Below are 26,734 nucleotides of genomic sequence, written 5' to 3'. Positions count from 1 at the left end.
CCGTTATGACCTTGCCGTTGTTCCCCCTCAATACCGTGTTGTTTCCTGGTTGCTACCTCGATTTGCAGCTGTTCGAGGCGCGTTATCTGGACATGATCGGCCGTTGCATGAAGCAGGGCGGCGGGTTTGGCGTGGTCTGCATTCTCGATGGCGAGGAAGTGGGCAATGCGCCTCAGGCCTATGCGCAGATCGGTTGCGAGGCGCTGATTGTCGACTTCAAGCAGCAGGACAACGGCTTGCTCGGGATCCGCGTGCAGGGTGGGCGGCGTTTTCGCGTCACGGCCAGCGAAGTGCAGCGCGACCATCTGATCCTGGCCGATGTCGAATGGCTGCAGGAGCAGCCCGGCCAATCCTTGGATGAAGGGGACAGCGACTTGCTGGCCTTGCTTTCGGCCTTGGCCCAGCACCCCATGGTGGCCGCGCTGGACATGGGCCATCACGCTGATGACCAGCAATCTCTGGCCAATCAGCTGGCCTACCTGCTGCCGTTTTCCGAGCTCGACAAGCTTGATCTGCTTGAGCTGGACGATCCGCAGCAACGCCTGGATGCCATTCAGGCGCTGCTCGATGACCTGCAGGGCGAGCTGTTCGCCTGAGCCTGTTGGAAACGGGCTCGCCTCAATGCCAGTCAGTTAAGGCGCGGACCCCGTAGGAGCCGGGCTTGCCCGCGAAAGAGGACGCCGCAGTTTTTCAGGGGTTGCGCGTCATCGTTCATCGCGGGCAAGCCCGGCTCCTACAGCGCGTCGAGGTTTCAGTAGCTATAGCGCTCCAGTGCATGGGGCAGGGCATGCAGGGCGGAAAACGCCAGCAAGGCCACCACGGCCGGCAGAATCAACCACCATATCCGCAACGATAGGGCATCGAGCGGTGCCGGCCGTTGAGTCAGTGTCAGGCTGATGGCGCACATGCAGCTGGCCAACAAGGCGCCGGCCAGCACGTCGGTCGGCCAGTGGACTCCCAGATAAAGCCGCGACGAAGCAATGGCCAGGGCCGGCAGGCAGCCGAGCAAAAGCCAGGTCAGGCGCATGCGCGGCGGTTGCCCGCGACCGGCCAGCACCGCCAGGGCCAGGAACAACGCAAAAGACGCCGAGCTATGGCCGCTGGGCATGCTGAACGTGGTCAGCGGGGCGCTCAGCACTTCCGGCCGCGCCCGGGCAAACAGCCATTTCAGGCTGCCGTTGCCCAGCGCTGTGCCCAGCAGGGTGACGCCAACGAAGATAAAATGACGCCATTGCCGGGTCAGCAACAACAAGCTGGTCAGCAGCGCGCCGACGAACAGTTGAGTGCGAAAATCACCCAGGCGGGTCACCACCACCATGGCGCCATCGACCGCGCGGCTGCGGTGTTCCTGAATCAGGGTCATCAAGCCCTGATCGAGCTGCACCAGGTGTGGCCAGCCAATCAACAGAGCGGCCAGCATCAGCAGGGTGAGGGCTGCGGTCAGCCGGGTGGCGCCTTTTTTGTTGCGCAAGGTGGTGCCGATGCCAACACCCAGCAGGATGGCCAGCCCTGCTGCGACCACGCCGGCCTCTGGCCAGAAACCTTCAGGCAGCGGCAAGCGCATGGCGGCGCCGGTGGCCCAGCCGGGGAGCAGGTAGGCCACCGACCAGCCGGCGCCGGCGATCAAACTGACGCCGATAAAGCGCGGCACGGGCATGTCGAACATGCCGGCGACCATCGGCAGCATTGGCCGCAGCGGGCCGATAAAGCGACCCACCAGCAAACTGGCAATCCCGTAGCGCTGGAAATAGGCCTCGGCGCTGCCGATCCATTCCGGATGATGGCGCAGCAAGGGCAGGCGGCGGATGTTCTGGTGGAAGCGGCGACCGAGGAAGTAGGACACCGCATCGCCCAGCATCCCGCCCAGGTAACCAAGCAACAGAGTTTCACCCAGCGACAGCGCGCCACTGCCGGCCAATACGGCGACGGCAAACAACAGCACCGTGCCCGGCACGACGATCCCGGCAATGGCCAGGCATTCGATGCAGGCCACGACAAAAATCGCCACCCCCAACCATTGTGGGTTGACCGTCAGCCAGCCGGTCATGCTGTCGAGCCATGGGCCCATGCTCAGTTTCCTTGTTTGTGTAGTAGGTGATCGATCAAAACGTAGTCGTGCCCTTCGACTTGCCCGCGTCGCAGCGGGTTCCGGGTGCAGTATTGAGCGTATTGGGCGTCGACGAAGCGATAGGGCAGATGTTCATCGCGCCCGCGGGGGATACCCAGCCGGGTGGTCTGGATAATGTGTTGCACATTGATTCCCCGGTCTTCGACAAACAGTTGCTCGTGGTCAAAGCGCCTGGCATCCCAGTTCGGCACTTTCAGGCCCAGCGCCCGGCACAATAAGGTCTGCCCGGCGCACAACCGCTCAGGTGCGCGCGCGTTACCGCTGGCGTCGGGGTTGTTCAGCTGCATCTGCGCCAGGCTGTTGGCATCCGAGTACTGATCGAGCCAAGGGAAGGCGGATTTGATCAGCACTGCATTGCCTGGCCCCTGGGCGCTGAAGTTCAGCGAGTCACCGCCGCGGGCGTAGTACATATAGATGTGGCCGCCATCGAGAAACAGCGCCTTGCGCTTTTCGGTATAGCCCAGCGAGGCGTGGCTGCCTTTTTCCGCACAGTAATAGGCTTCGGTCTCGATGATGCGCGCCGACAGCCAGTACGGCCCCTGGCGATGGCGAATGATTTTGCCCAGCAGTTCACGGGCAAGCACTTGGGCGTCGCGGTCGAAAAAGGCGTCGGGCAGGGGGCGGGCATCCGGCCACGGCAGCGAAGCAAGGGGTTGCAGCATCGAGGTCCACCGCAAGAGAGAGGTCGCGGATCATAGCAATTTCCAGCTTAATCGGCCCTGAACAGCGCCGTGTGACAGTTGATTTCGACCATCCGCCTGCCACCGCTGTCCGTCGACGGGCGCGACAGCTATAATCAGCCGCTTTCTTCTCCGCCAAGACCACAGAGACCATGACTGAGTCCGTTCTTGACTACATGACCCGCCTGGGTCGCTCTGCCCGCGAAGCCTCTCGTGTCATCGGCCGTGCCAGCACTGCGCAAAAAAACCGCGCCCTGCAAGCCGCCGCTGCCGCCCTGGACGAAGCTCGCGCCGAATTGACCGCCGCGAACGAACTGGACCTGGCCGCTGGCCGGGCCAACGGTCTCGAGCCGGCCATGCTCGAGCGCCTGGCGCTGACCCCGGCACGCATCGACGGCATGATCGTCGGCCTGCGCCAGGTGGCCAGCCTGCCGGACCCGGTCGGCGCCATTCGTGACATGAGCTACCGGCCCTCAGGTATTCAGGTCGGCAAGATGCGCGTGCCGCTGGGCGTGGTGGGGATCATCTACGAGTCGCGTCCGAACGTGACCATCGATGCCGCCAGCCTGTGCCTGAAATCGGGCAATGCGACCATCCTGCGCGGTGGCTCCGAGGCGATCAATTCCAATCGTGCGATTGCCGCCTGCATCCAGCGCGGCCTGGCTGAAGCCGGCTTGCCGGCGGCGGTGGTCCAGGTGGTCGAAACCACCGATCGCGCCGCGGTCGGCGCGCTGATCAGCATGCCGGAATTCGTTGACGTGATCGTACCGCGTGGCGGCAAGGGCCTGATCGAACGGGTCAGCCGCGACGCACGGGTGCCCGTCATCAAGCACCTGGACGGCATTTGCCACGTCTATGTGGCTGCCGATGCCGACCTGCAAAAAGCCCAGCGCATTGCCTTCAACGCCAAGACGTACCGTTACGGCATCTGTGGCGCGATGGAAACCTTGCTGGTCGATCAAGCGGTCGCCGCCCAATTCCTGCCGGCCATGGCCGCGCAATTCCGCGAAAAAGGCGTCGAGCTGCGCGGTTGCGAGCGTACCCGTCAGTTCATCGAGGCGGTGCCTGCCACTGAAGAAGACTGGCACACCGAATACCTCGCGGCGATTCTGTCGATCCGCGTGGTCGACGGCCTGGACCAGGCAATCGAACACATCAACCATTACGGCTCGCATCACACCGATGCGATCGTGACCGAGCATCAGGGCCAGTCCCGCCGGTTCATGAGCGAAGTCGATTCAAGTTCGGTGATGCTCAACGCCCCGACCTGCTTCGCCGACGGTTTCGAGTACGGGCTGGGTGCCGAGATCGGTATCTCCACGGACAAGCTGCACGCCCGTGGCCCGGTCGGCCTGGAAGGCCTGACCTGCGAGAAGTACGTTGTGATTGGCGACGGACAATTGCGCGGCCAGGAGCCTGTCTGACTTGGCAGGCGTCAAGCCAAAGGCTAGCCAACAGCCTGCCCCCGCTGCGTCTGCGCGACGTGTCGGCGTGCTGGGCGGCACCTTCGACCCGGTGCATATCGGCCATTTGCGCAGTGCGCTGGAAGTGGCCGAGATGCTCGGGCTCGACGAGTTGCGCCTGACACCCAATGCCCGCCCGCCGCATCGCGACACGCCACAGGTGTCTGCCCAGCAGCGCCTGGCGATGGTCGAGTGCGCGGTGCAAGGGGTGGCGCCGCTGACGGTGGATGCGCGTGAGCTGCAACGCAACAAGCCGTCGTACACCGTTGATACGCTGGAGTTGATGCGCGCCGAGCTGGCCGCTGACGACCAGCTGTTTTTACTGCTGGGGTGGGATGCCTTTTGCGGTCTGCCGACCTGGCACCGCTGGGAAGAACTGCTGCAGCATTGCCACATCCTGGTGCTGCAGCGGCCGGATGCCGATGTCGAGCCGCCGGATGCCTTGCGCAACCTGCTGGCGGCGCGGTCCATCAGCGATCCGCAGGCGCTCCAGGGGCCCGGCGGGCAAATCACCTTTATCTGGCAGACACCCTTGGCCGTGTCGGCCACCCAGATCCGACAGCTGCTGGCCAGCGGCAAGTCGGTACGTTTTCTGGTGCCGGATGCGGTACTGGCCTACATCGATGCGCACGGGCTGTACCGTGCGTCGACCTGAGGGCACGCCGCAAGGCGGCCCCAATCTACGAGTTGAATGAGTTTTTTATGAAGAAACAAACACTGAATGGCGAAGAACTGGTCAAACTGGCCACCGCCGCCCTGGAAGACGTCAAGGCTTCGGACATCCTGGTCATCGACGTCAAGGACAAGCACAGCCTGACCGACTACATGATCATCGCCACCGGTACTTCCAATCGCCAGATCAACGCGATGCTGGACAAGGTCCGCGAAAACGTCAAAGCCCAAGGCTGCCAGCCACTGGGCGAAGAAGGCAAAGGCGAGAGCGACTGGGTGCTGCTGGACCTGGGCGATGTGATCGTGCACATGATGACCGCCGCCGCTCGCCAGTTCTATGACCTGGAGCGTCTGTGGCAAGGTGCCGAGCAGAGCCGTGCTGCAAGCGGTGCGCACCACACCCCTGGCAACGAATAAGGCAGCGCTGTGCGTCTACGCCTGATTGCAGTCGGCTCGCGCATGCCCAAGTGGGTTGAAGAGGGCTGGCACGAGTACGCCAAGCGCCTGCCCTCGGAATTGTCGCTGGAACTGGTGGAAATTCCGCTCAATACCCGCGGCAAGAACGCCGATGTGGCCCGCCTGATCCGTCAGGAAGGCGAAGCCATGCTGGCCAAGGTTCAGCCCGGTGAGCGGATCGTCACCCTCGAGGTTCACGGCAAGCCCTGGAGCACCGAGCAGTTGGCGGTCGAGCTGGATCGCTGGCGCCTGGATTCGCGCACGGTCAACCTCATGGTCGGTGGCCCCGAAGGGCTGGCGCCAGAGGTGTGCGCGCGCGCGGAGCAGCGCTGGTCGTTGTCACCGTTGACCCTGCCGCACCCGCTGGTGCGGATTCTGATCGGCGAACAGATTTATCGCGCCTGGACTGTCCTGTCCGGGCACCCCTACCACAAATAAGCCTGTAAGCCTTCTTAATGTCTCAGCCGATTCGCCTCAAGGATCACGAGAAAGACGCCCGCCTGGTGCGCAAGCGCGTTGTCGTGGGCGCCGTGGCGGTGGTCGTGCTCATTTGTGTGCTGATCGCCCGCTTGTACTACCTGCAGGTGATTCAGTACGAGTATCACTCGACGCTGTCGGAAAACAACCGCGTCCATGTGCAGCCGATTCCGCCGACCCGCGGGCTTATCTTTGATCGAAATGGGGTGATCGTCGCCGATAACCGGCCGAGTTTCAGCTTGAGCATGACCCGCGAACGCTCTGGCAACTGGCGGCAGGTGCTCGATGTGATCGTCGAGGTGCTGGAACTGACGCCTGACGATCGCGCCTTGTTCGAAAAACGCATGAAGCAGGGGCGCCGGCCGTTCGAGCCGGTGCCGATTCTGTTCGAGCTGACCGAAGAACAGATCGCCCGCGTGGCGGTCAACCAGTTCCGCCTGCCCGGCGTCGAGGTGGTGGCGCAGCTGGTGCGGCATTACCCGCAGGGGGCGCACTTTGCCCACTCGGTCGGTTATGTCGGGCGGATCAACGAGAAAGAGCTGAAAACCCTCGACCCGGTGAACTACAGCGGTACCCACCATATCGGCAAGACCGGCATCGAGCGCTTCTACGAGCCTGAACTGCACGGCCAGGTCGGTTACGAAGAAGTCGAAACCAACGCCCGTGGTCGCGTGTTGCGGGTGCTCAAGCGTACCGACCCGAGCCCCGGCAAAGACATTGTCCTGAGCCTCGACATCAAGTTGCAGGAAGCGGCGGAAGCTGCCCTGGGCGGGCGCCGTGGTGCCATCGTGGCCCTGGACCCGAACACCGGCGAGGTGCTGGCAATGGTCAGCCAACCGAGCTTCGACCCTAACCTGTTCGTCACGGGTATTGGCTTCAAGGCCTATGCCGAACTGCGCGACTCAATCGACCGGCCGCTGTTCAACCGCGTGCTGCGCGGCCAGTACCCGCCAGGCTCGACCATCAAGCCGGCGGTGGCCATCGCTGGCCTTGATTCTGGTGTTGTCACCGCAGCATCGCGGGTGTTCGACCCCGGTTACTACCAACTGCCCAACTATGACCACAAGTACCGTAACTGGAACCGTAGTGGCGACGGCTGGGTAGACCTGGACATCGCGATCATGCGGTCCAACGACACGTACTTTTACGACTTGGCGCACAAGATGGGCATCGATCGCCTGTCCGACTATATGAACCGCTTCGGCATTGGTCAGAAAGTCGCCCTGGACATGTTCGAAGAATCGCCGGGGCTGATGCCGTCACGGGACTGGAAACGCGCCACCCGCCGCCAGGCCTGGTTCCCGGGAGAAACCCTGATTCTCGGGATTGGCCAGGGCTATATGCAGACCACCCCGCTGCAACTGGCGCAGGCTACCGCGCTGATCGCCAGCAAGGGCAAGTGGTACCGTCCACACCTGGCCAAGACCATCGAAGGCTTGCCACCGGTCGATGAAAACCCGATGGAAGACATCGTGCTGCGTGACAAGTCTGACTGGAACAAGGTCACCCACGGCATGGAGCAGGTGATGCACAACGCCCGAGGCACCGCGCGCAAGGCGGCGATCGGCGCGCAGTACCGGATTGCCGGCAAGAGTGGTACGGCCCAGGTCGTGGCCATCAAGCAAGGTGAGCGTTACGACCGCTCCAAGGTTCAGGAACGCCATCGCGACCACGCCTTGTTTGTGGGTTTTGCCCCGGCCGATAACCCGAAAATCGTGGTCTCGGTCATGGTCGAGAACGGTGAGTCCGGCTCCGGCGTTGCAGCCCCTGTGGTTCGCCAGGTGATGGACGCCTGGCTGCTCGGTCCGGATGGCCGCCTCAAGCCTGAATTCGCCAACCCTACCGTTGCGGAGGCTGCGGCCAATGATCAGTAATTTTGACCGCATGCTCTCCAGTGAGGACGTCATGCGTCGGCGCGCGAGCCTGCTGCAGCGCCTGCACATCGACGGTCCGCTGCTGGTGCTGCTGCTGACCCTGGCGGCCGGCAGCCTGTTCGTGCTGTATTCGGCCAGCGGCAAGAACTGGGACTTGCTGCTCAAGCAGGCCTCCTCGTTCGGCATCGGCATGGTCTCGATGTTTGTCATCGCCCAGCTTGAGCCACGCTTCATGGCCCGCTGGGTGCCGCTGGCCTATGTGATCGGCGTGATCCTGCTGGTGCTGGTGGATGTCATGGGCCACAACGCCATGGGGGCCACGCGCTGGATCAATATCCCGGGGGTCATCCGCTTCCAGCCCTCGGAATTCATGAAAATCATCATGCCGGCGACCATTGCCTGGTACCTGGCCAAACGCTCGCTGCCGCCACACCTCAAGCATGTGGCGATCAGCCTGATGCTGATCGGAGTGCCGTTCATTCTGATCGTGCGCCAGCCAGACCTGGGCACCTCGCTGCTGATCCTGGCCTCGGGCGCCTTCGTGTTGTTCATAGGAGGCTTGCGCTGGCGCTGGATTATCAGCGTGCTGGCCGCTGCCGTGCCGGTGGCGGTGGCCATGTGGTTCTTTGTGATGCACGACTACCAGAAGCAGCGGGTATTGACCTTCCTCGACCCTGAAAGCGACCCGCTGGGCACCGGCTGGAACATTATTCAGTCCAAGGCCGCGATCGGTTCGGGTGGTGTGTTCGGCAAGGGTTGGCTCTTGGGCACCCAGTCGCACCTGGACTTTCTGCCGGAAAGCCACACCGACTTCATTATCGCCGTGCTCGGCGAAGAGTTCGGGCTGGTCGGGATCTGCGCCTTGCTGCTGATTTATCTGTTGTTGATCGGCCGCGGCCTGGTCATCACGGCACAGGCCCAGACCCTGTTTGGCAAGCTGCTGGCGGGCAGCCTGACCATGACGTTTTTTGTGTATGTTTTCGTCAATATCGGTATGGTCAGCGGCTTGTTGCCCGTGGTGGGCGTGCCGCTGCCATTCATTAGCTACGGCGGAACTTCGCTGGTGACGCTGCTGTCAGCGTTTGGAGTTTTGATGTCGATCCATACCCATCGCAAGTGGATCGCTCAAGTCTGATTAAGGTGAACAATTACATGCAATTCATGCGCAACTGGGCTGTCCGGTGCGTTTCCTGGGTAGGCCTGGTGGGCATCCTGGGTGGCGCGCAGCAAGCGGCCGCGGGCGATTACGAAGGTTCACCGCAAGTGGCCGCTTTTGTCGGCGAGATGACTCGCGACTATGGCTTTGCCGGTGAGCAGTTGATGGGTGTGTTCCGCGAGGTAGAGCGCAAGCAGTCGATTCTCGACGCCATCTCGCGCCCGGCCGAACGGGTCAAGCCGTGGAAAGAATACCGGCCGATGTTCATCACCGACGCCCGCATCGCCCGCGGTGTCGATTTCTGGCGCCAGCATGAGGCCGCACTGGCCCGCGCCGAGCAGGAATACGGCGTGCCCGCGCAGGTCATCGTATCGATCATTGGCGTCGAGACTTTCTTCGGCCGTAATACTGGCAACTACCGGGTCATTGATGCGTTGTCGACCCTGGGCTTCGATTACCCGCCACGCGCCGATTTCTTCCGCAAGGAGCTGCGCGAGTTCCTGCTCCTGGCCCGTGAAGAGCAGATCGATCCGATGACGGTCAAAGGCTCCTACGCCGGGGCCATGGGCTTGCCGCAGTTCATGCCCAGCAGCTTTCGCGCCTATGCCGTGGATTTTGACGGCGATGGCCACATCAATATCTGGAACGACCCTGACGATGCCATCGGCAGCGTCGCCAGTTACTTCAAGCGTCATGGCTGGGTGGCCGGCGAGCCGGTTGTCAGCCAGGCCTCGGTGCGCGGCGAGCGCGTCGACGAGGGCTTGACCCCAGGCCTGGACCCGGTAAAGACCGTGGGGGAGTTGCGGGCATTGGGGTGGTCGAGTCATGATGCGCTGCGCGACGATCTGCCGGTCACCGCTTTGCGGCTCGAAGGCGAAACCGGCCCAGAGTACTGGATGGGGATGAAGAACTTCTATGCCATTACGCGTTACAACCGCAGCGTGATGTACGCTATGGCGGTCCATCAATTGTCGGAAATGCTGGTTCAAGCACGGGGCGTCAAGTAATGCGCGCAATGCCTATTCGCACACCCTTGAAGCTGATGACCTGCGCGGTCGTGGCGTTGCTGGTGGTCAGTTGTTCCACCAGTCGTGCACCGCAGACCAGCACCGCGGTGCCGGCCAAGCCGGGCCTGGACATCAACCGCGCGCACAAAGACGGCGCGCCCTGGTGGGACGTGGATGTCTCGCGCATTCCCGATGCCGTGCCCACTCCGCACAATGGCCCGTATAAAGCCGCGCCTTACTCGGTGCTGGGCAAGTCCTATTTCCCCATCAGCGATTCGCGCAGCTACGTCGCCACCGGCACGGCGTCCTGGTATGGCACCAAGTTCCATGGCCAGAACACCGCCAACGGCGAGGTCTACGACCTCTACGGCATGAGCGCGGCACACAAGACCCTGCCGCTGCCCAGTTACGTGCGCGTCACCAACCTGGATAACCAAAAGAGCGTGGTCCTGCGGGTCAACGACCGTGGGCCGTTCTATTCCGACCGTATCATCGACCTGTCCTACGCGGCCGCGAAAAAACTCGGCTATGCCGAAACCGGTACGGCGCGGGTCAAGGTAGTAGGCATCGACCCGCAGCAATGGTGGGCGCAGAAAGGCCGGCCGGCACCGATGGTGCTCGAACAACCGCAGGTGGCCCAGGCCAAGCCGGCGTTCAGCTCCTCTACCGGCGCCATTGAAGTCTATACGCCGCCGCCACAGCAACATGCCGCCGCGGTGCTGCCGGTGCAGGTCAGCGCGAACAAGTCGGCCACCGGCTCGTCGGGCGTGTTCCTGCAAGTGGGGGCGTTCGCCAACCCGGATGCCGCCGAACTGCTGCGTTCCAAGTTGAGTGGGATGGTCCGCCAGCCGGTGTTCATCAGCTCCATCGTGCGCAGCCAGCAGACCTTGCACCGGGTTCGCCTGGGGCCGATCGATTCGCAGGGGGAAGCCCAGCAAGTCCAGAACAGCATTCGTCTGGCCAACCTGGGCCAGCCGAGTGTGGTAACTACCGATTGAACCGGCAGCGCCGGCTTCGTGTCGGAGCAGGCACTGCCTAGGATATAAGCCCGCCGCAGAGCGGGTTGTCGCTGGCGGGTCTCGGGGGGCCAGCCTGACAAAGCGACCGCCGAAGCGTGAAACAGCCTGTACAATGGCTGCCTTTGCCTCGGGCCCGAGCCTGAAAACCACGATTGCCCGCAAGGGCATTTGCCCATTAGCAATTTCGAGAGACGGATGAACATCACCACCTTTGCCAAACGCTTGTGCCTGCTTGTATCGCTGATGATCGCCCCTGCCGCCTTCGCGGCGGAGCAGATGATGCCGTCGCCGCCGCAGCTGGCTGCCAAGTCCTACGTGCTCATGGAAGCTTCCAGCGGGAACATCCTGGTCGAGAACAACGGCGATCAGCGTTTGCCGCCGGCCAGTCTGACCAAGCTGATGACCGCCTACATCGCGACCCTGGAAATCCGTCGCGGGCAGATCGGCGAGAACGATCCGGTCACTGTCAGCGAGAACGCCTGGCGTACCGGTGGTTCGCGGATGTTCATCAAGGTCGGCTCGCAAGTGACCGTCAGTGATCTGCTGCACGGGATCATCATTCAGTCCGGCAACGACGCCAGCGTCGCGATCGCCGAGCATATCGCCGGCAGCGAAGATGCCTTCGCCGACCTGATGAACAAGACTGCCGAAAAGCTCGGCATGAGCAACAGCCACTTCATGAACGCCACCGGTCTGCCGCACCCGGACCACTACTCCTCGGCGCATGACATGTCGCTGCTGGCACGGGCGATCATCCACGAAGACCCGGCCCACTATGCGATCTACTCGCAGAAAGAGTTCTTCTGGAACGGCATCAAGCAACCCAACCGCAACCTGCTGCTGTGGCGTGACAAGACCGTCGACGGTCTGAAAACCGGTCACACCGACGAAGCTGGCTACTGCATGGTGTCTTCGGCCGTACGCGATGGCATGCGCCTGATCGCCGTGGTCTTCGGCACCAACAGCGAACAGGCTCGCGCCGCTGAAACCCAGAAGCTGCTGACCTACGGTTTCCGCTTCTTCGAAGCCCAGACCTTCTATCAGAAAGGCACTGAGCTGGCTCAGGCGCCGGTCTGGAAGGGCGACGCTCGCCAAGTCAAGGCAGGCCTGGCTGATGACCTGACCATGACTTTGCCTAAAGGCCAATTGAAAAACCTGGCTGCCAGCATGACCATGAACCCGCAACTGACCGCGCCAATCGCCAAGGGCGAGGTGATCGGCAAAGTTGAAGTCAAACTGGGTGAGCAGGTTGTCCACAGCGCCGACCTGATTGCACTGGAGGCCGTCGAGGAAGGTGGCTTCATGCGCCGCATGTGGGATAGCATTCGTCTATTCTTCTACGGCTTGTTCAACTGATATCGACGATCAGCCCGCCCCCGGCCTGTTTCAGGCCGGGGGCGGGCTTGTCGCCGCGGCTTAAGAGGCCGTTACTCCATGACTGATCCAAAAGACATAGATCCAGAAGCACATAAAATCGTATTCCCTTGCGAGGATTACGTGATCAAGGTGATCGGCGATACCGGTGTCGGATACAAGGCAACCGTTATCGAAGTCCTGAAAAAACACGCCGTCGTCGATATGGCGACACTGGCCGAGCGCCAGAGCTCCAACGGCAAGTACACCACGGTCCAGTTGCACATCATCGCTACCAGCGAAAATCAGTTGCAGGACATCAACAGTGCACTGCGCGCTACGGGTGTCGTGAAGATGGTGCTCTGATGTCGACCACCCTGGGCTTTCGTGAATTGGGCCTGATGGCCTATGAGCCTGTCTGGCAGGCCATGCGAGCGTTCACCGACTCGCGTGGGCCGCAGACCGCCGACGAAATCTGGCTGGTTCAGCACCCGCCGGTATTCACCCAGGGGCAGGCCGGCAAGGCCGAACACCTGTTGCTGCCGGGGGATATCCCGGTGGTGCAGGTCGACCGCGGTGGCCAGGTGACCTATCACGGTCCTGGCCAGCTGGTCGTGTATTTGTTGCTGGATGTCCGGCGACTGGGGTTTGGCGTTCGTGATCTGGTCAGCCGGATCGAGCGCAGCCTCATCGAGTTGCTGGCCAGTTATGGTGTAGAGGCGGCCGCCAAGGCCGATGCACCAGGTGTTTATGTCGACGGCGCGAAGATCGCGTCCCTCGGCCTGCGGATTCGCAATGGCTGCTCCTTCCACGGGTTGGCCTTGAACGTGGATATGGACCTGGCGCCATTCCGACGCATTAATCCCTGCGGGTATGCGGGGCTGGCGATGACCCAGCTGCGCGACCACACTGGTCCCATTGAATTGGCCGAGGTAAGTGCAAGGCTGCGCTCGCAGCTCGTCAAGCACCTCGACTTTGCTGAGCAGACGACCCTCACGGGCGGAATCGACTGATATGACTACTGCGCTAGAAACGGTAAATGACGCCGTGCAAACCTTGATCCCCACGGAGAATGTGGGCGAACGCCCAGCCCGTGCCAAAGTGGAAGCCGGCGTCAAGCTGCGCGGTGCCGAGAAAGTCGCCCGTATCCCGGTGAAGATCATTCCCACCGACGAACTGCCGAAAAAGCCGGACTGGATCCGGGTGCGCATCCCGGTTTCCCCCGAGGTCGACCGCATCAAGCAACTGCTGCGCAAGCACAAGCTGCACAGCGTTTGCGAAGAGGCCTCGTGCCCGAACCTGGGCGAGTGCTTCTCCGGCGGTACCGCCACGTTCATGATCATGGGTGACATCTGCACCCGTCGTTGCCCGTTCTGTGACGTGGGCCATGGTCGTCCGAAACCATTGGACGTCGATGAGCCGAAAAACCTCGCGGTCGCCATCGCCGACTTGCGCCTGAAATACGTGGTGATTACCTCGGTTGACCGCGACGACCTGCGTGACGGTGGTGCCCAGCACTTCGCCGACTGCCTGCGGGAAATTCGCGCACTGTCGCCGGGCGTCCAGCTCGAGACCCTGGTACCTGACTACCGCGGTCGCATGGATGTGGCCCTGGCCATCACTGCCCAAGAGCCGCCAGATGTCTTCAACCACAACCTGGAAACCGTGCCGCGCCTGTACAAGGCCGCGCGTCCGGGTTCGGACTACCAGTGGTCGCTGACCTTGCTGCAGAAGTTCAAGGAACTGGTGCCGCACGTGCCGACCAAATCCGGCCTGATGCTGGGCCTGGGTGAGACCGACGAAGAAGTGATCGAAGTGATGCATCGCATGCGCGAGCACAACATCGACATGCTGACCCTCGGCCAATACCTGCAGCCGTCGCGCAGCCACTTGCCGGTACAGCGCTTCGTGCACCCGGACACCTTTGCCTGGTTTGCCGAGGAAGGTTACAAGATGGGCTTCAAGAACGTTGCCTCGGGCCCGCTGGTTCGCTCCTCGTACCACGCCGACCAGCAAGCCCACGAGGCCAAGATCAAACTCTGATCGGTTGCCTTGATTGCTGTGTGATGCCGACATCGAGCCTTGGGCTCATGTCGGCATTGTTGTTTTTGCTGACAAGGAATTCTTCTGTTGAGTCTTCAAGCTCCTTTGTTGAAAGCGCTGCCGGTCAATGGCCTGATCGCCATCATCGCCCCGGCTGGCCCTCGCGAGTTCGATGCCGAGGCAGCCGTTAACTGGTTTGCCCAGCGCGGCTTTGGCTGCCGGTTATACCCCAGCGCGACAACGCACGGCGGTTATCTGGCCGGTGCCGACGCCTGTCGGCTGGCGGACCTTCATGCGGCCTTCGCCGATCCGCAGGTGGACGCCATCATCTGCCTTCGTGGTGGGTACGGCAGTATGCGATTGCTCGACGGCATCGACTTCAAGTTGCTGCGCGACAATCCCAAGCCCTTTATCGGTTACAGCGACATCACAGCGCTGCATACGGCCATTGCCCGATATGCGGGTTTCGTGACGTTCCACGGCGCCATGCTGACTTCAGAACTGCTGGCCTCCAGGCAGCCGCCCACCGAGTCGTCATTGTTCGACCTGTTGCAGGGGCGTGTGCGGGCCGGGGAGTGTCTTGAGCACCCTGAACACTGGTCATTGACCACCTTGTTGCCGGGGAGGGCGCAGGGGCGCCTGGTGGGCGGGAACCTGGCAATGATCGGCGCGACGCTGGGGACTCGGTTCGACATCGAGTTGGCCGGCAATCTGCTGTTTATCGAAGACATTGGCGAGCCGCTGTACCGAGTTGACCGACTGCTGACCCAGCTACGCCTGGCGGGCAAGTTCGAGGGCTTGCAGGGCGTGCTGGTAGGCGACTTCACGAAGCTTGGGGTGGAGGAGATGGCACCGTTACTTCGCGAGACCTTCGCGCCGTTGGGTATACCGGTGTTGGCGGCGTGGCGCAGCGGGCATTGCGATCCAAACCTCACGCTGCCGCTCGGCGCCATGATGAGCCTGGACGCCGATCGCCAGGAGCTGCGGCTGGAGCAGGAATTGTTCCGCCTGTAGGAGCCAGGCTTGCCTGCGATGGGCTGCGCAGCAGACCCTAGGGCCGCTGCGCGCCCCATCGCGGGCAAGCCCGGCTCCTTACCCAGGTCAGCGGTTACGCAAGCTCTCCAGCAGCTTGTGCGTCGGATAACCATCGGCCGGCCAGCCCAGTGACTGCTGAGCGCTGCGAATGGCCTTGCGGGTGTTGGCGCCGATGATGCCGTCCGGGTTTCCGGCATCGTAGTTATTGCTAGTGAGCAGGGTCTGCAGCTCGATGCGTTCGCTACGGCTGAGCGGCAAGTCATCGCGCGGCCACTGGCCATAGATGTAGCCGCTGCCATTGAAGCGTTCACCCAGCAGGCTGACACCCATCGCGTATGACGACGAATTGTTGTACTTGAGGATGGCGCGGAAGTTGTCCAGCACCAGGAACGCCGGGCCGCGATAACCGGCCGGCAGCAGCAGGGTGGCGGACAGGTTCTCGACACCTGCAGGCATCCGTGCACCGGCCGGCAGGGTCACGCCCAGCCGCTGCCATTCGCTGACGCTCATGCGCACCGTGCCGTCGGCCTTGGCAAAGTCGAAGGTGGGCGGCAGAGCCACTTCAAAGCCCCACGACTGGCCTGGTTGCCAGCCCGAGCTCTGCAGGTAGTGCGCCGTGGAGGCCAAGGCATCAGCAGCGCTGTTCCAGATGTCCCGGCGGCCGTCGCCGTCGAAATCCACGGCGTGGGTGTTATAGGTGGTCGGGATGAACTGGGTCTGGCCCATGGCACCGGCCCACGAGCCGAGCATGCGTTCTGGCTCGATATCGCCGTTTTGCAGGATTTGCAGAGCCGCCAGCAGTTGGCTGTGGGCGAAATCCGGGCGCCGGCCTTCGTAGGCCAGGGTCGCCAGTGAGCGGATGACCGACTTGTCACCCTGGAACTGCCCGAAGCTGCTTTCCATGCCCCACACCGCGACCAACACCTGCCGGTCGACGCCGTAACGCTGCTCGATCCGCCCCAGGATGTCGGCGTGTTGCGCCAGCAGTGCCTGGCCTTTACGCACACGTACGGGCGACATGGCGCCCTCCAGATACTCCCAGACCGGGCGAGCGAATTCGGGTTGGCTGCGGTCAGCCTTGACCACGCTCATGTCCGGCTCGATGCCGGCGAAGGCGCGGTCGAACAGGGCAGGGCTGACGCCTGCTTGCAGCGCTTGCTGGCGGAAGCCATCGCGCCATTGCTCGAAGGACTGGGTCGGTGGGATAAAGGCGTCTGCCTCTGGTTCAGCGGCCGGTTTGACGGGCGTCATCAGGGCAGGGGTGGCGGGTTTGGCAGGCACCAGTGGCACGGCATCGGCAGCCGTCGGCTTTTCGGCGCAAGCGACGAGCAGGATGAGGCTGGAGGCGGTCATCAGTTGGCGTAATTGCCAACGATTAGAAAGGCTTGGGAGCATGCAGAGGTCCAGGTAATACCGTTCAGATACTGACCATATCATGCCTTGGAAGGTTCGCGGTTTTATGCTGCCAAAAAGTAACAAGCCGCCCGTTTTTTAGACGGGAAGGCTTCGCGGCGTGATATGACAGAGTCTATTGGGGGGGCAATGCCAACCGTTGTCCAGCCATCAGCAACGACAACCGCGATAGGCTGATCCAGGGTGAACCGGCAGCCTGGCCTTTGATTTGGGCGTCGATCTGCTGGGCATCCTGCAACAGCTGCGCCCAACGTTGCGCCGAATACCGTTGCAGGGCTTTGCTCATTAACGGTTTGCGTTTGTCCCAGATCGGCGGGCGGGCCAGGCTGAAAGCTTTGTCCAGTGGCACACCCTGGCTGTATTGCTGGGCCAGGTTGGCGAGCACTCGCAGTTCCCGCGCCAGCGCCCAGAGAATCACCGGTGGCTCGACGCCTTCACCGCGCAACCCTTCGAGAATGCGCAGGGCGTGCGCAGGTTCGCCATTGAGCACCGCGTCCACCAGGCCAAAGACATCGAAGCGCGCACTGTCGGCGACCGCTGCTTGCACGGTTTCGACGGTGATCTGCTGGTCATCGGCCAGCAGCTTGAGCTTCTCGATTTCCTGGGCGGCGGCCAGCAGGTTGCCCTCGACCCGGGCGGCGATCAGTTCGACCGCGTCCTGTTGCGCGGCGAGCCCGGCTTGCGACAGGCGTTGGCGAATCCATTGCGGCAATTGCGCCGCATCGACCGGCCAGATCTGTAAAAACTGGGTGGCCTGGCCATCGATCAGGGCCTTGCCCCATTTGGTTTTCTGCGCGCTGCCATCAAGCTTGGGCAGGCTGATCAGCAGCACCGTATCTTCGGCGGGGCGCGAGCAATATTCGATCAATGCCGCCGCGCCCTTGTCGCCCGGCTTGCCGGAAGGCAGGCGCAGCTCAAGCAGACGCCGCTGGGCAAACAGAGAAAGACTGGCGCCGGCCTGGAGCAGGGTGCCCCAGTCGAAGTTGGCGTCGGCACTGAACACCTGGCGTTCATCGAAACCCTGCTGGCGGGCGGCTGCGCGTATGGCGTCGGCGGCTTCCTGGCAGAGCAGCGGGTCGTCGCCGCTGATCACATAGACCGGCGACAGGCTACCTTGCAGGTGCTTGTTGAGTTGGGCGGGGGTCAGTTTCATCGGCGTCGGCAGGCGGGGCACTCACGTGCCCCGCATGGCATCATTTGATAGGCAGTTGCATGGGCGACTGCTGCGGCTGCGCTTGCTGAGCGCGGAGAGCGGCGTCCAGTGCGTCGGCTTCAGCCTTGGCGCGGGCTTCGGCATCGATTTGCAGTTGTTCCAGCTGGGCAGGCGTCAGCTGCTGCAGGCGCAGCATCATGCGCTGGACCAGCTCGCGACGCATCTCGCGGCGGACCTGATCCGATTGCTGGCCGGAGCCGGCAACGTTGTTACCGTCGTAAATGTAGACCTTCTGCACTTCGAGCTTGTCGCCCAGCAGAGACAAGTTGCCTTGGCCCTGGATCTCGTATTGCAGTTCGGTGCCCAGCTCATACTCGGCCGAGCGAGCGGAACCGGTGTAGCTCGCAGTGCGCTGGGTTTCGTTTTCGCGGGTCAGGACCAGTTTGTACGGCGCGCCAGCGTGAACGTTCACACCGCTGTTTTCCAGCGTCTGACGCAGTTGCTTGACGGTTTCGCCGTAAGCGTTGCGGGCAGTGACGTCCAGTTCCTTGATGGCCAATTCGTTGGTGCCGGTGCCCCGCAGCTGGAAGCCGCAGGCGCTCATCAGCATGGCGAGGCCCACTACCAGCAGATTGCGTTTGATCATGTAATGCTCCTTGAAACCCTGTAGGCCGATTCTGCGACAGGCGCCCGTTGCTGCGGGCGCCTGCTTCAATCAGCTGGCGACAATATTGACCAGTTTGCCGGGTACCACGATGACTTTGCGAATCGTCAGGCCTTCGGTGAAGCGCAGCACGTTTTCGTTGACCCGCGCAGCCGCTTCCACGTCCTCGCGGCTGGCGCTGGCAGGCATTTCGATCTGGCCACGCAGCTTGCCGTTGACCTGGATCACCAGCACCAGGGTGTCTTGCACCAGGGCGTTTTCATCCAGCACTGGCCAGCTGGCGTCGATCACGGCGCCGCCGTGACCCAGTCGGTGCCAGAGTTCGTGGCTGATGTGCGGGGTGATCGGCGCCAGCAGCAGGGCGCAGGTTTCCAGGCCTTCCTGCAACAGGGCGCGATCCTGCTCGCTGCCTTGCGGGGCTTTTTCCAGTACGTTCATCAAGGTCATCACCTGGGCGATGGCGGTGTTGAACTTGTGGTACTGGCCAACATCCTGGCTGGCCTGCTTGATGGCCTGGTGGATGGCGCGGCGAATGACTTTCTGTTCGTCGTTCAAGGTGTTGACGTCCAACTTGCCGGCCAGGCCCTGGGCCACATGGGCCTGTGCCAGGCGCCAGACACGGCGCAGGAAGCGGTTGGCACCCTCGACGCCGGAGTCGGACCATTCCAGGCTCATGTCAGGCGGTGAAGCAAACATCATGAACAGACGGCAGGTGTCGGCGCCGTAGGCGTCGATCATGGCCTGTGGGTCAACGCCGTTGTTCTTGGACTTGGACATCTTCTCGGTGCCGCCGATTTCCACCGGCAGGCCGTCGGTCTTCAGGCGTGCGCCGATGATCTTGGCCTTGGCATCGCGCTCGACTTCGACGTCGGCCGGGTTGAACCAGTCCTTGCCGCCGTTGGCCGCGACACGGTAGTAGGTTTCGGCAACGACCATGCCCTGGGTCAGCAGGTTCTTGAACGGCTCGTTCGAGCTGACCAGGCCTTCGTCGCGCATCAGCTTGTGGAAGAAGCGCGCGTAGAGCAGGTGCAGGATCGCATGCTCGATGCCGCCGATGTACTGATCGACCGGCAGCCAGTGGTTGGCCGCTTTAGGGTCGACCATGCCGCCTTCGTAGTTAGGTGAGGCGTAGCGGGCGAAGTACCAGGACGACTCGACGAAGGTGTCCATGGTGTCGGTTTCGCGCTTGGCGGGCTGGCCACATTTCGGGCAGCTGCACTCGTAGAACTCCGGCATGCGCGCCAGCGGCGAACCGGCACCATCGGGTACCACGTTTTCAGGCAGTTTGACCGGCAGTTGGTCTTCCGGCACCGGCACGTCACCACAGCTGTTGCAGTGAATGATCGGGATCGGGCAGCCCCAGTAGCGCTGGCGGCTGATGCCCCAGTCGCGCAGGCGGAACTGGGTGCGCGACTGGCCGAGGTCCTTGCGAATCAGCGCTGCTTCGATGGCGTCGAAGGCGCCGGCGAAGTCCAGGCCTTCGAATTCGGCAGAGTTGATCAGCTGGCCGTACTCGTTGTAGGCGTCTTGCCACGGGGCCGGGGTTTCGTCACCGGCGCTGGTGCGCACCACCGGCTTGACCGGCAGATTGTACTTATGGGCGAATTCGAAGTCACGCTCGTCGTGGGCCGGGACCGCCATGACGGCGCCATCGCCGTAGTGCATCAGCACGTAGTTGGCGACCCAGACCGGCAGTTTTTCACCGGTCAGCGGGTGCTCGACGAACAGCGACGTCTGCAGGCCTTTCTTCTCTTGGGTGGCCACGTCGGCCTCGGCCACGCTGCCGCTCTTGCATTCGTCGATGAAGGCTTGCAGCTCGGGGTTGCCCTGGGCCGCGAGGGTGGCCAGTGGGTGCTCGGCGGCAACGGCCACATAGGTGGCACCCATCAGGGTGTCAGGACGAGTGGTGAAGACTTTCAGGGCACCGGCCGAACCGATCGACGCCAGGTCGTACGGGAACTGGACTTCCATGCCGCGGGACTTGCCGATCCAGTTGCGCTGCATGGTCTTGACCTGTTCAGGCCAGCCCGGCAGTTCGTCGAGGCTTTCCAGCAGCTCGTCGGCATAGGCGGTGATCTTGAAGTAGTACATCGGGATTTCGCGCTTCTCGATCAGCGCGCCCGAACGCCAGCCGCGGCCGTCGATGACTTGCTCGTTGGCAAGGACCGTCTGGTCAGCCGGGTCCCAGTTCACGGTGCCGTTCTTGCGGTAGATCACGCCTTTTTCAAACAGGCGGGTGAACAGCCACTGCTCCCAACGGTAGTAGTCGGGCTTGCAGGTGGTGACTTCACGCGACCAGTCGATGGCCAGGCCCAGGCTCTTGAGCTGGGTCTTCATGTAGTCGATGTTTTCGTAGGTCCATTTGGCCGGCGCGACGTTGTTTTTCATCGCGGCGTTTTCGGCCGGCATGCCGAAGGCGTCCCAGCCCATTGGCTGCAGGACATTCTTGCCTTGCATGCGCTGGTAGCGGGCGATCACGTCGCCGATGGTGTAGTTGCGCACGTGCCCCATGTGTAGCTTGCCGCTAGGGTAGGGGAACATCGATAGGCAATAGTAGGTGTCCTTGCCTGGCTGTTCACTTACTTCAAAGGACTTTTGCTCGTCCCAGAAGGACTGGGCGGCGGCTTCGATTTCGCGGGGCTGATAGAGTTCGTGCATGGCTACTTTGCGCTGAGAAATGGGTGACCTTATCCAGGCAGCGGTGAATCCGCTGCACTCGGCAATCCGGTGTCTGATGATGAACGCAGTAGCATACATGACCCCTGTCTATCGAGGGAAACGCTGATTGCATGGAGGCCGACCCGAGGCTGGTCTATAAGACTATTCAGACGGGCATTTGGCTCCCAGCCCACGCTATCCGTTGGTCGCAGCGTACGGCCGGTTTGGCGAGCAACGCTAAGCTCATGAGTGGGGAGTCTGTTTTATCTTCAATGAGGTGAGCGGATGGTAGAGTCGCAGCTAAAAGCAATGAAACCGGAGCTGTACGAACGGTTGATCGACCGCTTGGGGCTTGCCCTCGATGTGGCTCGGACTTCAGTTCGTTTACGAGATGAAATGCCTGCTGAATTGGAGTTACGTGGCCTGAGCCGCGCTGAATTCGAATTGATCAACGCCTACCTGGAATCCATCCCGGTAGCTGGGCATGGAAGCTCTGGCGCTCCGCAGTCAAAAGAGTCGCCTCGTTCGGCCAGTGTTGTCTGGCTGAAGGACAAGAGGGGCGGTAAATCCACGGTCAAATCCAGAACGCTGCAATTCAAATAACCATTGCAACGAGCCTGACGCAGGCTGGAGTGCGTCGCATGCAAAGTCCATTTTCACCTGACTGGCGTGCTGACATTGTTGTTGGTCGCCAATCCTCTTAGGCTTCGGGCATCCATGGAGATGCCCGATGCCTTTTCGATACCTGCTCAAACAACTGATTCTACCCCCCGGCTTTTTTTTCCTTCTTTTGCTGCTCGCATGGTGGTTGCGCCGCTCGCGCCCACGCCTGGCGGCGATTTCGTTCGTGGTCAGTGCGGGTGGTCTATGGCTGATGAGCCTGCCCATTGTGGTCGAATGGGCAGCGCGAGGCCTGGAAACCGAACCGCCACTGGTTGAGCAGCGCTGGGCGGATCTGGCCCTTCAGGCCGATGCGATTGTGGTACTGGGCGCCGGCCGCGAGCGTGGCGATCCGGGCTGGGGCGGGGAAGACCAGCCCACGGCAATCGCCACAGAACGGCTGCGCTACGCCGCGCGGCTGGCCAAGGCGACCGGCTTGCCGTTGTTGATTACCGGTGGCTTGCACTACGGATCGCCGCCCAGTGAAGCCGACATCATGGCGCAATCGCTGGAGCGCGATTTCGGTGTGAGCGTGCGCTGGAAAGAAGGACGAAGCCGAACCACCTGGGAGAACGCGCAATTCAGTGCAGCGCTCTTGGGGCCAGAGTTTCGGCGCGTTGTGTTGGTCACCCAGGCCTGGCATATGCAGCGCTCGCGCTGGAGCTTCGAGCAAGCGGGGTTCGGCGTAATTACGGCGCCGATGGGATTTTGGGGTGTGGATAACGCCCGCCCGTTTGGTGGTTGGCTGCCGGAAAGCAAGGCGATGTGGCAGAGCGGGATGTTGCTGAACGAGGCGGTAGGCTTGATCGGCTACCGCCTGTTCTATCGGAGCGCGTCAGACCGTCTTGGCGATCCGGCTGGCCAGCAGCGCCCAGCCCAGAATTAACCCGCACAAGATAACCAGTGGCCAGGAGCGCCATTGCAGGTAAGGCGTCAAGTTGTGCATGGGCACCACTTCACCGTACAGGATGGCGCGTTCGAACTGCGGAATCTGCACAGTGATCTTGCCGAACGGGTCAATCAAGCCGGTGACGCCGTTGTTGGTCGCGCGGATCATCCAGCGACCGGCCTCCAGTGCGCGCATCTGGGCCATCTGCAGGTGTTGCAATGGACCAATCGAGGTACCGAACCAGGTGTCGTTGCTGACGGTCAGCAGCAGGTCGCTGCGGGCGGCCAGGTTGGCGGCGAACTCCGGATACACCACTTCGTAGCAGATAAACGGGGCTATCTGATAGCCCTTGGCCTGCAACAAGGCCTGGTCTGCAGGCCCGCGGGCAAAGTCGGACATCGGCAGGTCGAAGAAGGCGATCAGGCCCCGCAGCAGGTCTTGCAGCGGCACATACTCGCCAAACGGTACCAGCTTCTGCTTCAGGTATTCGCCGTCGCCCTGGCCGACCACGGTGATGCCGTTGAAGTAACGCTTATGGCCATGCACCAGCTGGCGGATCGGTACACCGGTGATCAAGGCGGCCTGACGGTCGCTGGCGAAGCTGCCCATCATGTCCAGGTAACCCTGGGCCGACTCCTTGAGCACCGGTACGGCGGTTTCTGGCCAGATAATCAGGTCGACCGGTTTGGAGGTGAACGTCATGTCGCGGTACAGGGCCAATTGCGCGTTCAGCTGCGCGGGGTCCCATTTCAGGCTTTGCTCGATATTGCCTTGAATCGCGGCAACCCGCAGCGGTTCTCCGGACGGGCTGGTCCAGGCGTGGCCCTTCAGGCTCAGGCCGACAACCCAGGGTGCTGCCATTACCACGATGCCCGCGACCAGAAAGGCCTTGCGGTCCTTGAGGTGAGCGAGGTTGCAGAGCAGTGCGGCCGTCACTGCCAGGCTGAAGGAAATCAGCCAGACGCCACCCAGTGGCGCGAGCCCGGCCAAGGGGCCGTCGAGCTGGCTGTAGCCGGAATAGAGCCAAGGGAAGCCGGTCAGGAACCAGCCACGAAACGCTTCCTGAGCCAGCCAGATCGCGGCAAAGGCCAGCGCATCGGCCAGCGGTGCTTCATTGCGGCGAATCCAGCGCGCCCAGAGCCAGGCAGGAAAGGCGAAAAACAGCGAAATGGCGGCGATGAACGCCACCATCAACAGGCCTGCCAGCAGCGCCGAGGCGCCACCATAGGTGTGAATACTGACGTAGATCCAGCTGGTCCCAGCGCTGAACACGCCGAACCCGTAACACCAGCCCCGGACAAGCGCCTGACGGGACGTGAGCTCGCGCAGGCCCAGATAGAACAGACCCAATGACAGCAAGGCCAGGGGCCAGATGTCGAACGGCGCTAGCGCCAGGGTGGTGATGGCGCCGGCCGCCACGGCCAGCAGGTTACCGGGCCAGCCGGGGCGGGTGATCCAGCGCATGGTTATCCTTAACGGGTGATGGGGGTCAGGCGCAGCAAGTGAATTCGCCGGCTGTCGGCGTTGAGAATGCGGAACCGGTAGGTGCCGATCTCGGTGGTTTCGTTGCGTTTGGGCAGGTGCCCGAAAGCACTCATGACCAGGCCGCCGACGGTGTCGAACTCATCGTCGGAAAACTCGCTGTCGAAAAACTCGTTGAAGTTTTCGATCGGCGTCAGGGCCTTGATCAGGAAGTCGCCGCTGGGCAGCGGCTTGATGTAGCTGTCTTCTTCGACATCGTGCTCGTCTTCGATGTCGCCGACGATCTGTTCCAGCACGTCTTCAATCGTCACAAGGCCCGCCACGCCGCCGTACTCGTCGATGACGATGGCCATGTGGTTGTGGTTGGCGCGGAATTCACGCAGCAACACGTTCAAGCGCTTGGACTCGGGCACGAAGGTGGCCGGACGCAGCAAGTCCTTGATGTTGAAGCTTTCGCCGTTCTCTTTGAGGATCAGCGGCAGCAGGTCTTTGGCCAGCAGCACGCCGAGCACGTCATCATGGCTTTCACCAACCACCGGATAGCGCGAGTGCGCCGCGTCGATCACCGACGGCAAAAACTCGCGCGGGGTCTGGGTCGACTTGATGCTGATCATCTGCGAACGCGGGACCATGATGTCGCGTACTTGCAGGTCGGCGACCTGGATCGCGCCTTCGACGATGGTCAGCGCTTCGCTGTCGAGCAGTTTGTTCTGGTGGGCTTCGCGCAGCAGCTCAAGCAGCTCCTGGCGGTTTTTCGGCTCGTGGGCAAAAGCCTGGGTCAGTTTACCCAGCCAGGACTTTTGCCCGTTGCTCGATCGGTCTTCGCTCATGGCGTTTACTCGTGATCCTTTTGTGTTTCGGTGGTGGGTTGATCGGATTCATCATCGGCATACGGGTCCGGGTAGCCCAGTTCGGCAAGCAACGTCCGTTCCAGGGCTTCCATTTCTTCAGCCTCGTCGTCGTCAATATGGTCATACCCCAGCAAATGCAAGCAGCCGTGGATCACCATGTGCGCCCAGTGGGCGTCGAGTGCCTTGCCTTGCTCGGCAGCTTCACGCGCAACGACCCCGACGCAAATCACCAGGTCACCCAGCAAGGGGATATCCAGCATGTCGTCGGGGACGTCGGCGGGGAAGGACAACACGTTGGTCGCGTAGTCCTTGTGCCGGTAGGTGTGATTCAACTCGCGGCCTTCGGCTTCGTCGACCAGACGGATGGTCAACTCCGAGTCGCCCTTGCGCTGACGCAAGGCCAGCTCGCACCATTGGCGAAAGCGGGCTTCATCAGGTGGGTTGGGCGCATCACTGGCCAGTTGCAGGTCAAGCTCAACCATCGTGGCCAGTGCTCCGCGGGGCCGCGTCGATGGCCTTGTTGCCGCTGTGGCTTTCATAGCGTTCATAGGCTTCGACGATGCGCTGCACCAGTGGATGACGCACCACATCCTTGGGCTGGAAGTGGGTGAAGCTGATGCCTGGCACATCGCCCAGCACGTCGATGACATGCGCCAGGCCCGAACGCGTGCCGCGCGGCAGGTCGACCTGGGTGATGTCACCGGTGATGACGGCGGTAGAGCCGAAACCGATCCGGGTCAGGAACATCTTCATCTGCTCGACGGTGGTGTTCTGGCTTTCGTCGAGAATGATGAAGCTGTTGTTCAGCGTGCGGCCGCGCATATAGGCCAGCGGGGCAATTTCGATCACCTGGCGCTCGATCAGCTTGGCCACGTGTTCGAAGCCGAGCATCTCGTAGAGTGCGTCGTAGAGCGGGCGCAGGTATGGGTCGATCTTCTGGGCCAGGTCGCCTGGCAGGAAGCCGAGCTTTTCGCCTGCCTCGACCGCCGGGCGCACCAGCAGGATGCGGCGAACCTGTTCGCGCTCCAGGGCATCGACAGCACAGGCCACGGCCAGGTAGGTCTTGCCGGTACCGGCCGGGCCAATGCCGAAGTTGATATCGTTGCCGAGGATCTCCTTGACGTAGCGCTGCTGATTGACGCCGCGCGGGCGGATGGTGCCCTTGCGCGTTCGCAGCGATACGCTGACTTCGTTGATGGCCGGGTTGTCCAGCTCTTCAACGGAGGATTCCTGCAGGAACAGATGGACCACGTCAGGCGACAGTTCTGTGGCCTTGGTCTCGCGGTAGAGACGGCGCAGCAGGTGTTCTGCGGAGTTGGTGTGCCCGGGTTCGCCGATCAGTTCGAATTGATTGCCGCGATTGCGGATTTCGATGGCCAGGCGTTGTTCGATCAGGCGCAAATGCTCGTCGAACTGCCCGCACAGATTGGCGAAGCGGCGAGCCTCGAAGGGCTCGAGAATGAAACGATGGGGTTCTATGGGTGCGTTCAAGGTCGTTTTTTAGCCGCCCAACGGCAATTAGGATGAACTCAAGGATAACCCCAGCCGCCTGAGTGCGAAAGCGCTTAAACGATCAAGGGCGATTTGCCTACTGGCACGGT

The 26,734-nt window shown here is 62.2% G+C and carries 26 protein-coding genes; 16 read left to right on the top strand and 10 right to left on the bottom strand.

Annotated features, from left to right (window positions below):
* The first annotated feature begins 5 nt into the window (after nucleotides 1-5).
* On the top strand, nucleotides 6-596 hold the full coding sequence (locus tag GUY40_RS21590) for an LON peptidase substrate-binding domain-containing protein (protein WP_166570944.1): 591 nt from the start codon (nucleotides 6-8) through the stop codon (nucleotides 594-596).
* A 155-nt stretch (nucleotides 597-751) separates the two neighbouring features.
* On the opposite strand, the gene GUY40_RS21585 is transcribed toward GUY40_RS21590, so the two are convergent.
* Both GUY40_RS21585 and GUY40_RS21580 read right to left on the bottom strand, forming a co-directional pair.
* Nucleotides 752-2,068 carry a bifunctional DedA family/phosphatase PAP2 family protein gene (locus GUY40_RS21585; RefSeq protein ID WP_166570943.1) on the bottom strand — a complete coding sequence of 439 codons (1,317 nt, stop codon included), beginning with the start codon at nucleotides 2,066-2,068 and terminating at the stop codon, nucleotides 752-754.
* A gap of 2 nt (nucleotides 2,069-2,070) precedes the next feature.
* A complete protein-coding gene (locus tag GUY40_RS21580; protein WP_166570942.1) occupies nucleotides 2,071-2,790 on the bottom strand; it encodes a DNA-3-methyladenine glycosylase in 720 nt (239 codons plus the stop codon).
* 170 nt (nucleotides 2,791-2,960) lie between these two features.
* On the opposite strand from GUY40_RS21580, the gene GUY40_RS21575 reads away from it, so the two are divergent.
* The 13 genes from GUY40_RS21575 to GUY40_RS21515 all read left to right on the top strand — a co-directional run bounded on the left by GUY40_RS21575 (nucleotide 2,961) and on the right by GUY40_RS21515 (nucleotide 15,342).
* Entirely contained in the window at nucleotides 2,961-4,232 is a 1,272-nt protein-coding gene (locus GUY40_RS21575; RefSeq protein ID WP_166570941.1) for a glutamate-5-semialdehyde dehydrogenase, read from the top strand.
* A 1-nt stretch (nucleotide 4,233) separates the two neighbouring features.
* Nucleotides 4,234-4,926 (top strand): nicotinate-nucleotide adenylyltransferase, encoded by a 693-nt coding sequence (gene nadD / locus GUY40_RS21570; protein ID WP_166570940.1) that lies wholly within the window; start codon nucleotides 4,234-4,236, stop codon nucleotides 4,924-4,926.
* A gap of 47 nt (nucleotides 4,927-4,973) precedes the next feature.
* Nucleotides 4,974-5,360, top strand: a complete 387-nt coding sequence (gene rsfS, locus GUY40_RS21565) for a ribosome silencing factor (protein WP_166570939.1) — start codon at nucleotides 4,974-4,976, stop codon at nucleotides 5,358-5,360.
* A gap of 9 nt (nucleotides 5,361-5,369) precedes the next feature.
* Nucleotides 5,370-5,837 carry a 23S rRNA (pseudouridine(1915)-N(3))-methyltransferase RlmH gene (rlmH, locus tag GUY40_RS21560; RefSeq protein ID WP_166570938.1) on the top strand — a complete coding sequence of 156 codons (468 nt, stop codon included), beginning with the start codon at nucleotides 5,370-5,372 and terminating at the stop codon, nucleotides 5,835-5,837.
* Between the two features lie 17 nt (nucleotides 5,838-5,854).
* Nucleotides 5,855-7,750 carry a penicillin-binding protein 2 gene (mrdA, locus tag GUY40_RS21555; RefSeq protein ID WP_166570937.1) on the top strand — a complete coding sequence of 632 codons (1,896 nt, stop codon included), beginning with the start codon at nucleotides 5,855-5,857 and terminating at the stop codon, nucleotides 7,748-7,750.
* A gap of 31 nt (nucleotides 7,751-7,781) precedes the next feature.
* Complete coding sequence (rodA, locus tag GUY40_RS21550) at nucleotides 7,782-8,885, top strand: rod shape-determining protein RodA (protein WP_166570956.1); 1,104 nt, start codon at nucleotides 7,782-7,784, stop codon at nucleotides 8,883-8,885.
* Between the two features lie 17 nt (nucleotides 8,886-8,902).
* Nucleotides 8,903-9,913 (top strand): lytic murein transglycosylase B, encoded by a 1,011-nt coding sequence (gene mltB / locus GUY40_RS21545; RefSeq protein WP_166570936.1) that lies wholly within the window; start codon nucleotides 8,903-8,905, stop codon nucleotides 9,911-9,913.
* The gene (locus tag GUY40_RS21540) at nucleotides 9,913-10,911 is read left to right on the top strand and encodes a septal ring lytic transglycosylase RlpA family protein (protein WP_166570935.1); all 999 of its coding nucleotides are present in this window, start codon (nucleotides 9,913-9,915) and stop codon (nucleotides 10,909-10,911) included. The genes mltB and GUY40_RS21540 overlap by 1 nt, the downstream gene beginning before the upstream one ends.
* Nucleotides 10,912-11,127: 216 nt before the next feature.
* The gene (locus GUY40_RS21535) at nucleotides 11,128-12,288 is read left to right on the top strand and encodes a D-alanyl-D-alanine carboxypeptidase family protein (protein WP_166570934.1); all 1,161 of its coding nucleotides are present in this window, start codon (nucleotides 11,128-11,130) and stop codon (nucleotides 12,286-12,288) included.
* A gap of 78 nt (nucleotides 12,289-12,366) precedes the next feature.
* Nucleotides 12,367-12,651 (top strand): DUF493 domain-containing protein, encoded by a 285-nt coding sequence (locus GUY40_RS21530; protein ID WP_166570933.1) that lies wholly within the window; start codon nucleotides 12,367-12,369, stop codon nucleotides 12,649-12,651.
* Entirely contained in the window at nucleotides 12,651-13,298 is a 648-nt protein-coding gene (gene lipB, locus GUY40_RS21525) for a lipoyl(octanoyl) transferase LipB (protein WP_166570932.1), read from the top strand. Before GUY40_RS21530 ends, lipB begins: the two co-directional genes overlap by 1 nt.
* Before the next feature lies 1 nt (nucleotide 13,299).
* Nucleotides 13,300-14,328, top strand: a complete 1,029-nt coding sequence (gene lipA, locus GUY40_RS21520; RefSeq protein ID WP_256675816.1) for a lipoyl synthase — start codon at nucleotides 13,300-13,302, stop codon at nucleotides 14,326-14,328.
* Nucleotides 14,329-14,412: 84 nt separating this feature from the next.
* Nucleotides 14,413-15,342, top strand: coding sequence for an LD-carboxypeptidase (locus GUY40_RS21515; RefSeq protein WP_178117918.1), 930 nt, complete (start codon nucleotides 14,413-14,415; stop codon nucleotides 15,340-15,342).
* Nucleotides 15,343-15,429: 87 nt separating this feature from the next.
* On the opposite strand, the gene GUY40_RS21510 is transcribed toward GUY40_RS21515, so the two are convergent.
* The 4 genes from GUY40_RS21510 to leuS all read right to left on the bottom strand — a co-directional run bounded on the left by GUY40_RS21510 (nucleotide 15,430) and on the right by leuS (nucleotide 21,251).
* Nucleotides 15,430-16,758: a lytic murein transglycosylase gene (locus GUY40_RS21510; protein ID WP_166570931.1), complete on the bottom strand. Its 1,329-nt coding sequence runs from the start codon at nucleotides 16,756-16,758 to the stop codon at nucleotides 15,430-15,432.
* Between the two features lie 133 nt (nucleotides 16,759-16,891).
* On the bottom strand, nucleotides 16,892-17,929 hold the full coding sequence (gene holA / locus GUY40_RS21505) for a DNA polymerase III subunit delta (protein WP_166570930.1): 1,038 nt from the start codon (nucleotides 17,927-17,929) through the stop codon (nucleotides 16,892-16,894).
* Nucleotides 17,930-17,969: 40 nt separating this feature from the next.
* Nucleotides 17,970-18,575 (bottom strand): LPS assembly lipoprotein LptE, encoded by a 606-nt coding sequence (gene lptE / locus GUY40_RS21500; RefSeq protein WP_166570929.1) that lies wholly within the window; start codon nucleotides 18,573-18,575, stop codon nucleotides 17,970-17,972.
* Between the two features lie 69 nt (nucleotides 18,576-18,644).
* On the bottom strand, nucleotides 18,645-21,251 hold the full coding sequence (gene leuS / locus GUY40_RS21495; protein ID WP_166570928.1) for a leucine--tRNA ligase: 2,607 nt from the start codon (nucleotides 21,249-21,251) through the stop codon (nucleotides 18,645-18,647).
* A gap of 285 nt (nucleotides 21,252-21,536) precedes the next feature.
* Between leuS and GUY40_RS21490 the strand changes: the two genes are divergently transcribed.
* Both GUY40_RS21490 and GUY40_RS21485 read left to right on the top strand, forming a co-directional pair.
* Nucleotides 21,537-21,854 (top strand): hypothetical protein, encoded by a 318-nt coding sequence (locus tag GUY40_RS21490; protein ID WP_166570927.1) that lies wholly within the window; start codon nucleotides 21,537-21,539, stop codon nucleotides 21,852-21,854.
* Between the two features lie 127 nt (nucleotides 21,855-21,981).
* The gene (locus GUY40_RS21485) at nucleotides 21,982-22,797 is read left to right on the top strand and encodes a YdcF family protein (RefSeq protein ID WP_166570926.1); all 816 of its coding nucleotides are present in this window, start codon (nucleotides 21,982-21,984) and stop codon (nucleotides 22,795-22,797) included.
* Here the strand turns inward: GUY40_RS21485 and lnt are convergent.
* Genes lnt through GUY40_RS21465 form a run of 4 tightly spaced genes read right to left on the bottom strand, consistent with a single transcriptional unit; the run spans nucleotide 22,747 to nucleotide 26,624 of the window.
* Complete coding sequence (gene lnt, locus GUY40_RS21480) at nucleotides 22,747-24,264, bottom strand: apolipoprotein N-acyltransferase (RefSeq protein ID WP_166570925.1); 1,518 nt, start codon at nucleotides 24,262-24,264, stop codon at nucleotides 22,747-22,749. The genes GUY40_RS21485 and lnt overlap by 51 nt on opposite strands.
* Nucleotides 24,265-24,272: 8 nt before the next feature.
* A complete protein-coding gene (locus GUY40_RS21475) occupies nucleotides 24,273-25,112 on the bottom strand; it encodes an HlyC/CorC family transporter (protein ID WP_166570924.1) in 840 nt (279 codons plus the stop codon).
* Nucleotides 25,113-25,117: 5 nt separating this feature from the next.
* On the bottom strand, nucleotides 25,118-25,615 hold the full coding sequence (gene ybeY / locus GUY40_RS21470) for an rRNA maturation RNase YbeY (protein ID WP_166570923.1): 498 nt from the start codon (nucleotides 25,613-25,615) through the stop codon (nucleotides 25,118-25,120).
* A complete protein-coding gene (locus tag GUY40_RS21465) occupies nucleotides 25,608-26,624 on the bottom strand; it encodes a PhoH family protein (protein WP_166570922.1) in 1,017 nt (338 codons plus the stop codon). Before GUY40_RS21465 ends, ybeY begins: the two co-directional genes overlap by 8 nt.
* Nucleotides 26,625-26,734: the final 110 nt, after the last annotated feature.

Source organism: Pseudomonas sp. R5(2019) (assembly GCF_009905435.1).
In the GTDB taxonomy this organism is placed as follows: Bacteria; Pseudomonadota; Gammaproteobacteria; order Pseudomonadales; family Pseudomonadaceae; genus Aquipseudomonas.
The sequence above is the reverse complement of the archived record's forward strand: the minus strand, read 5'-3'. Positions and strand labels throughout refer to the sequence as shown.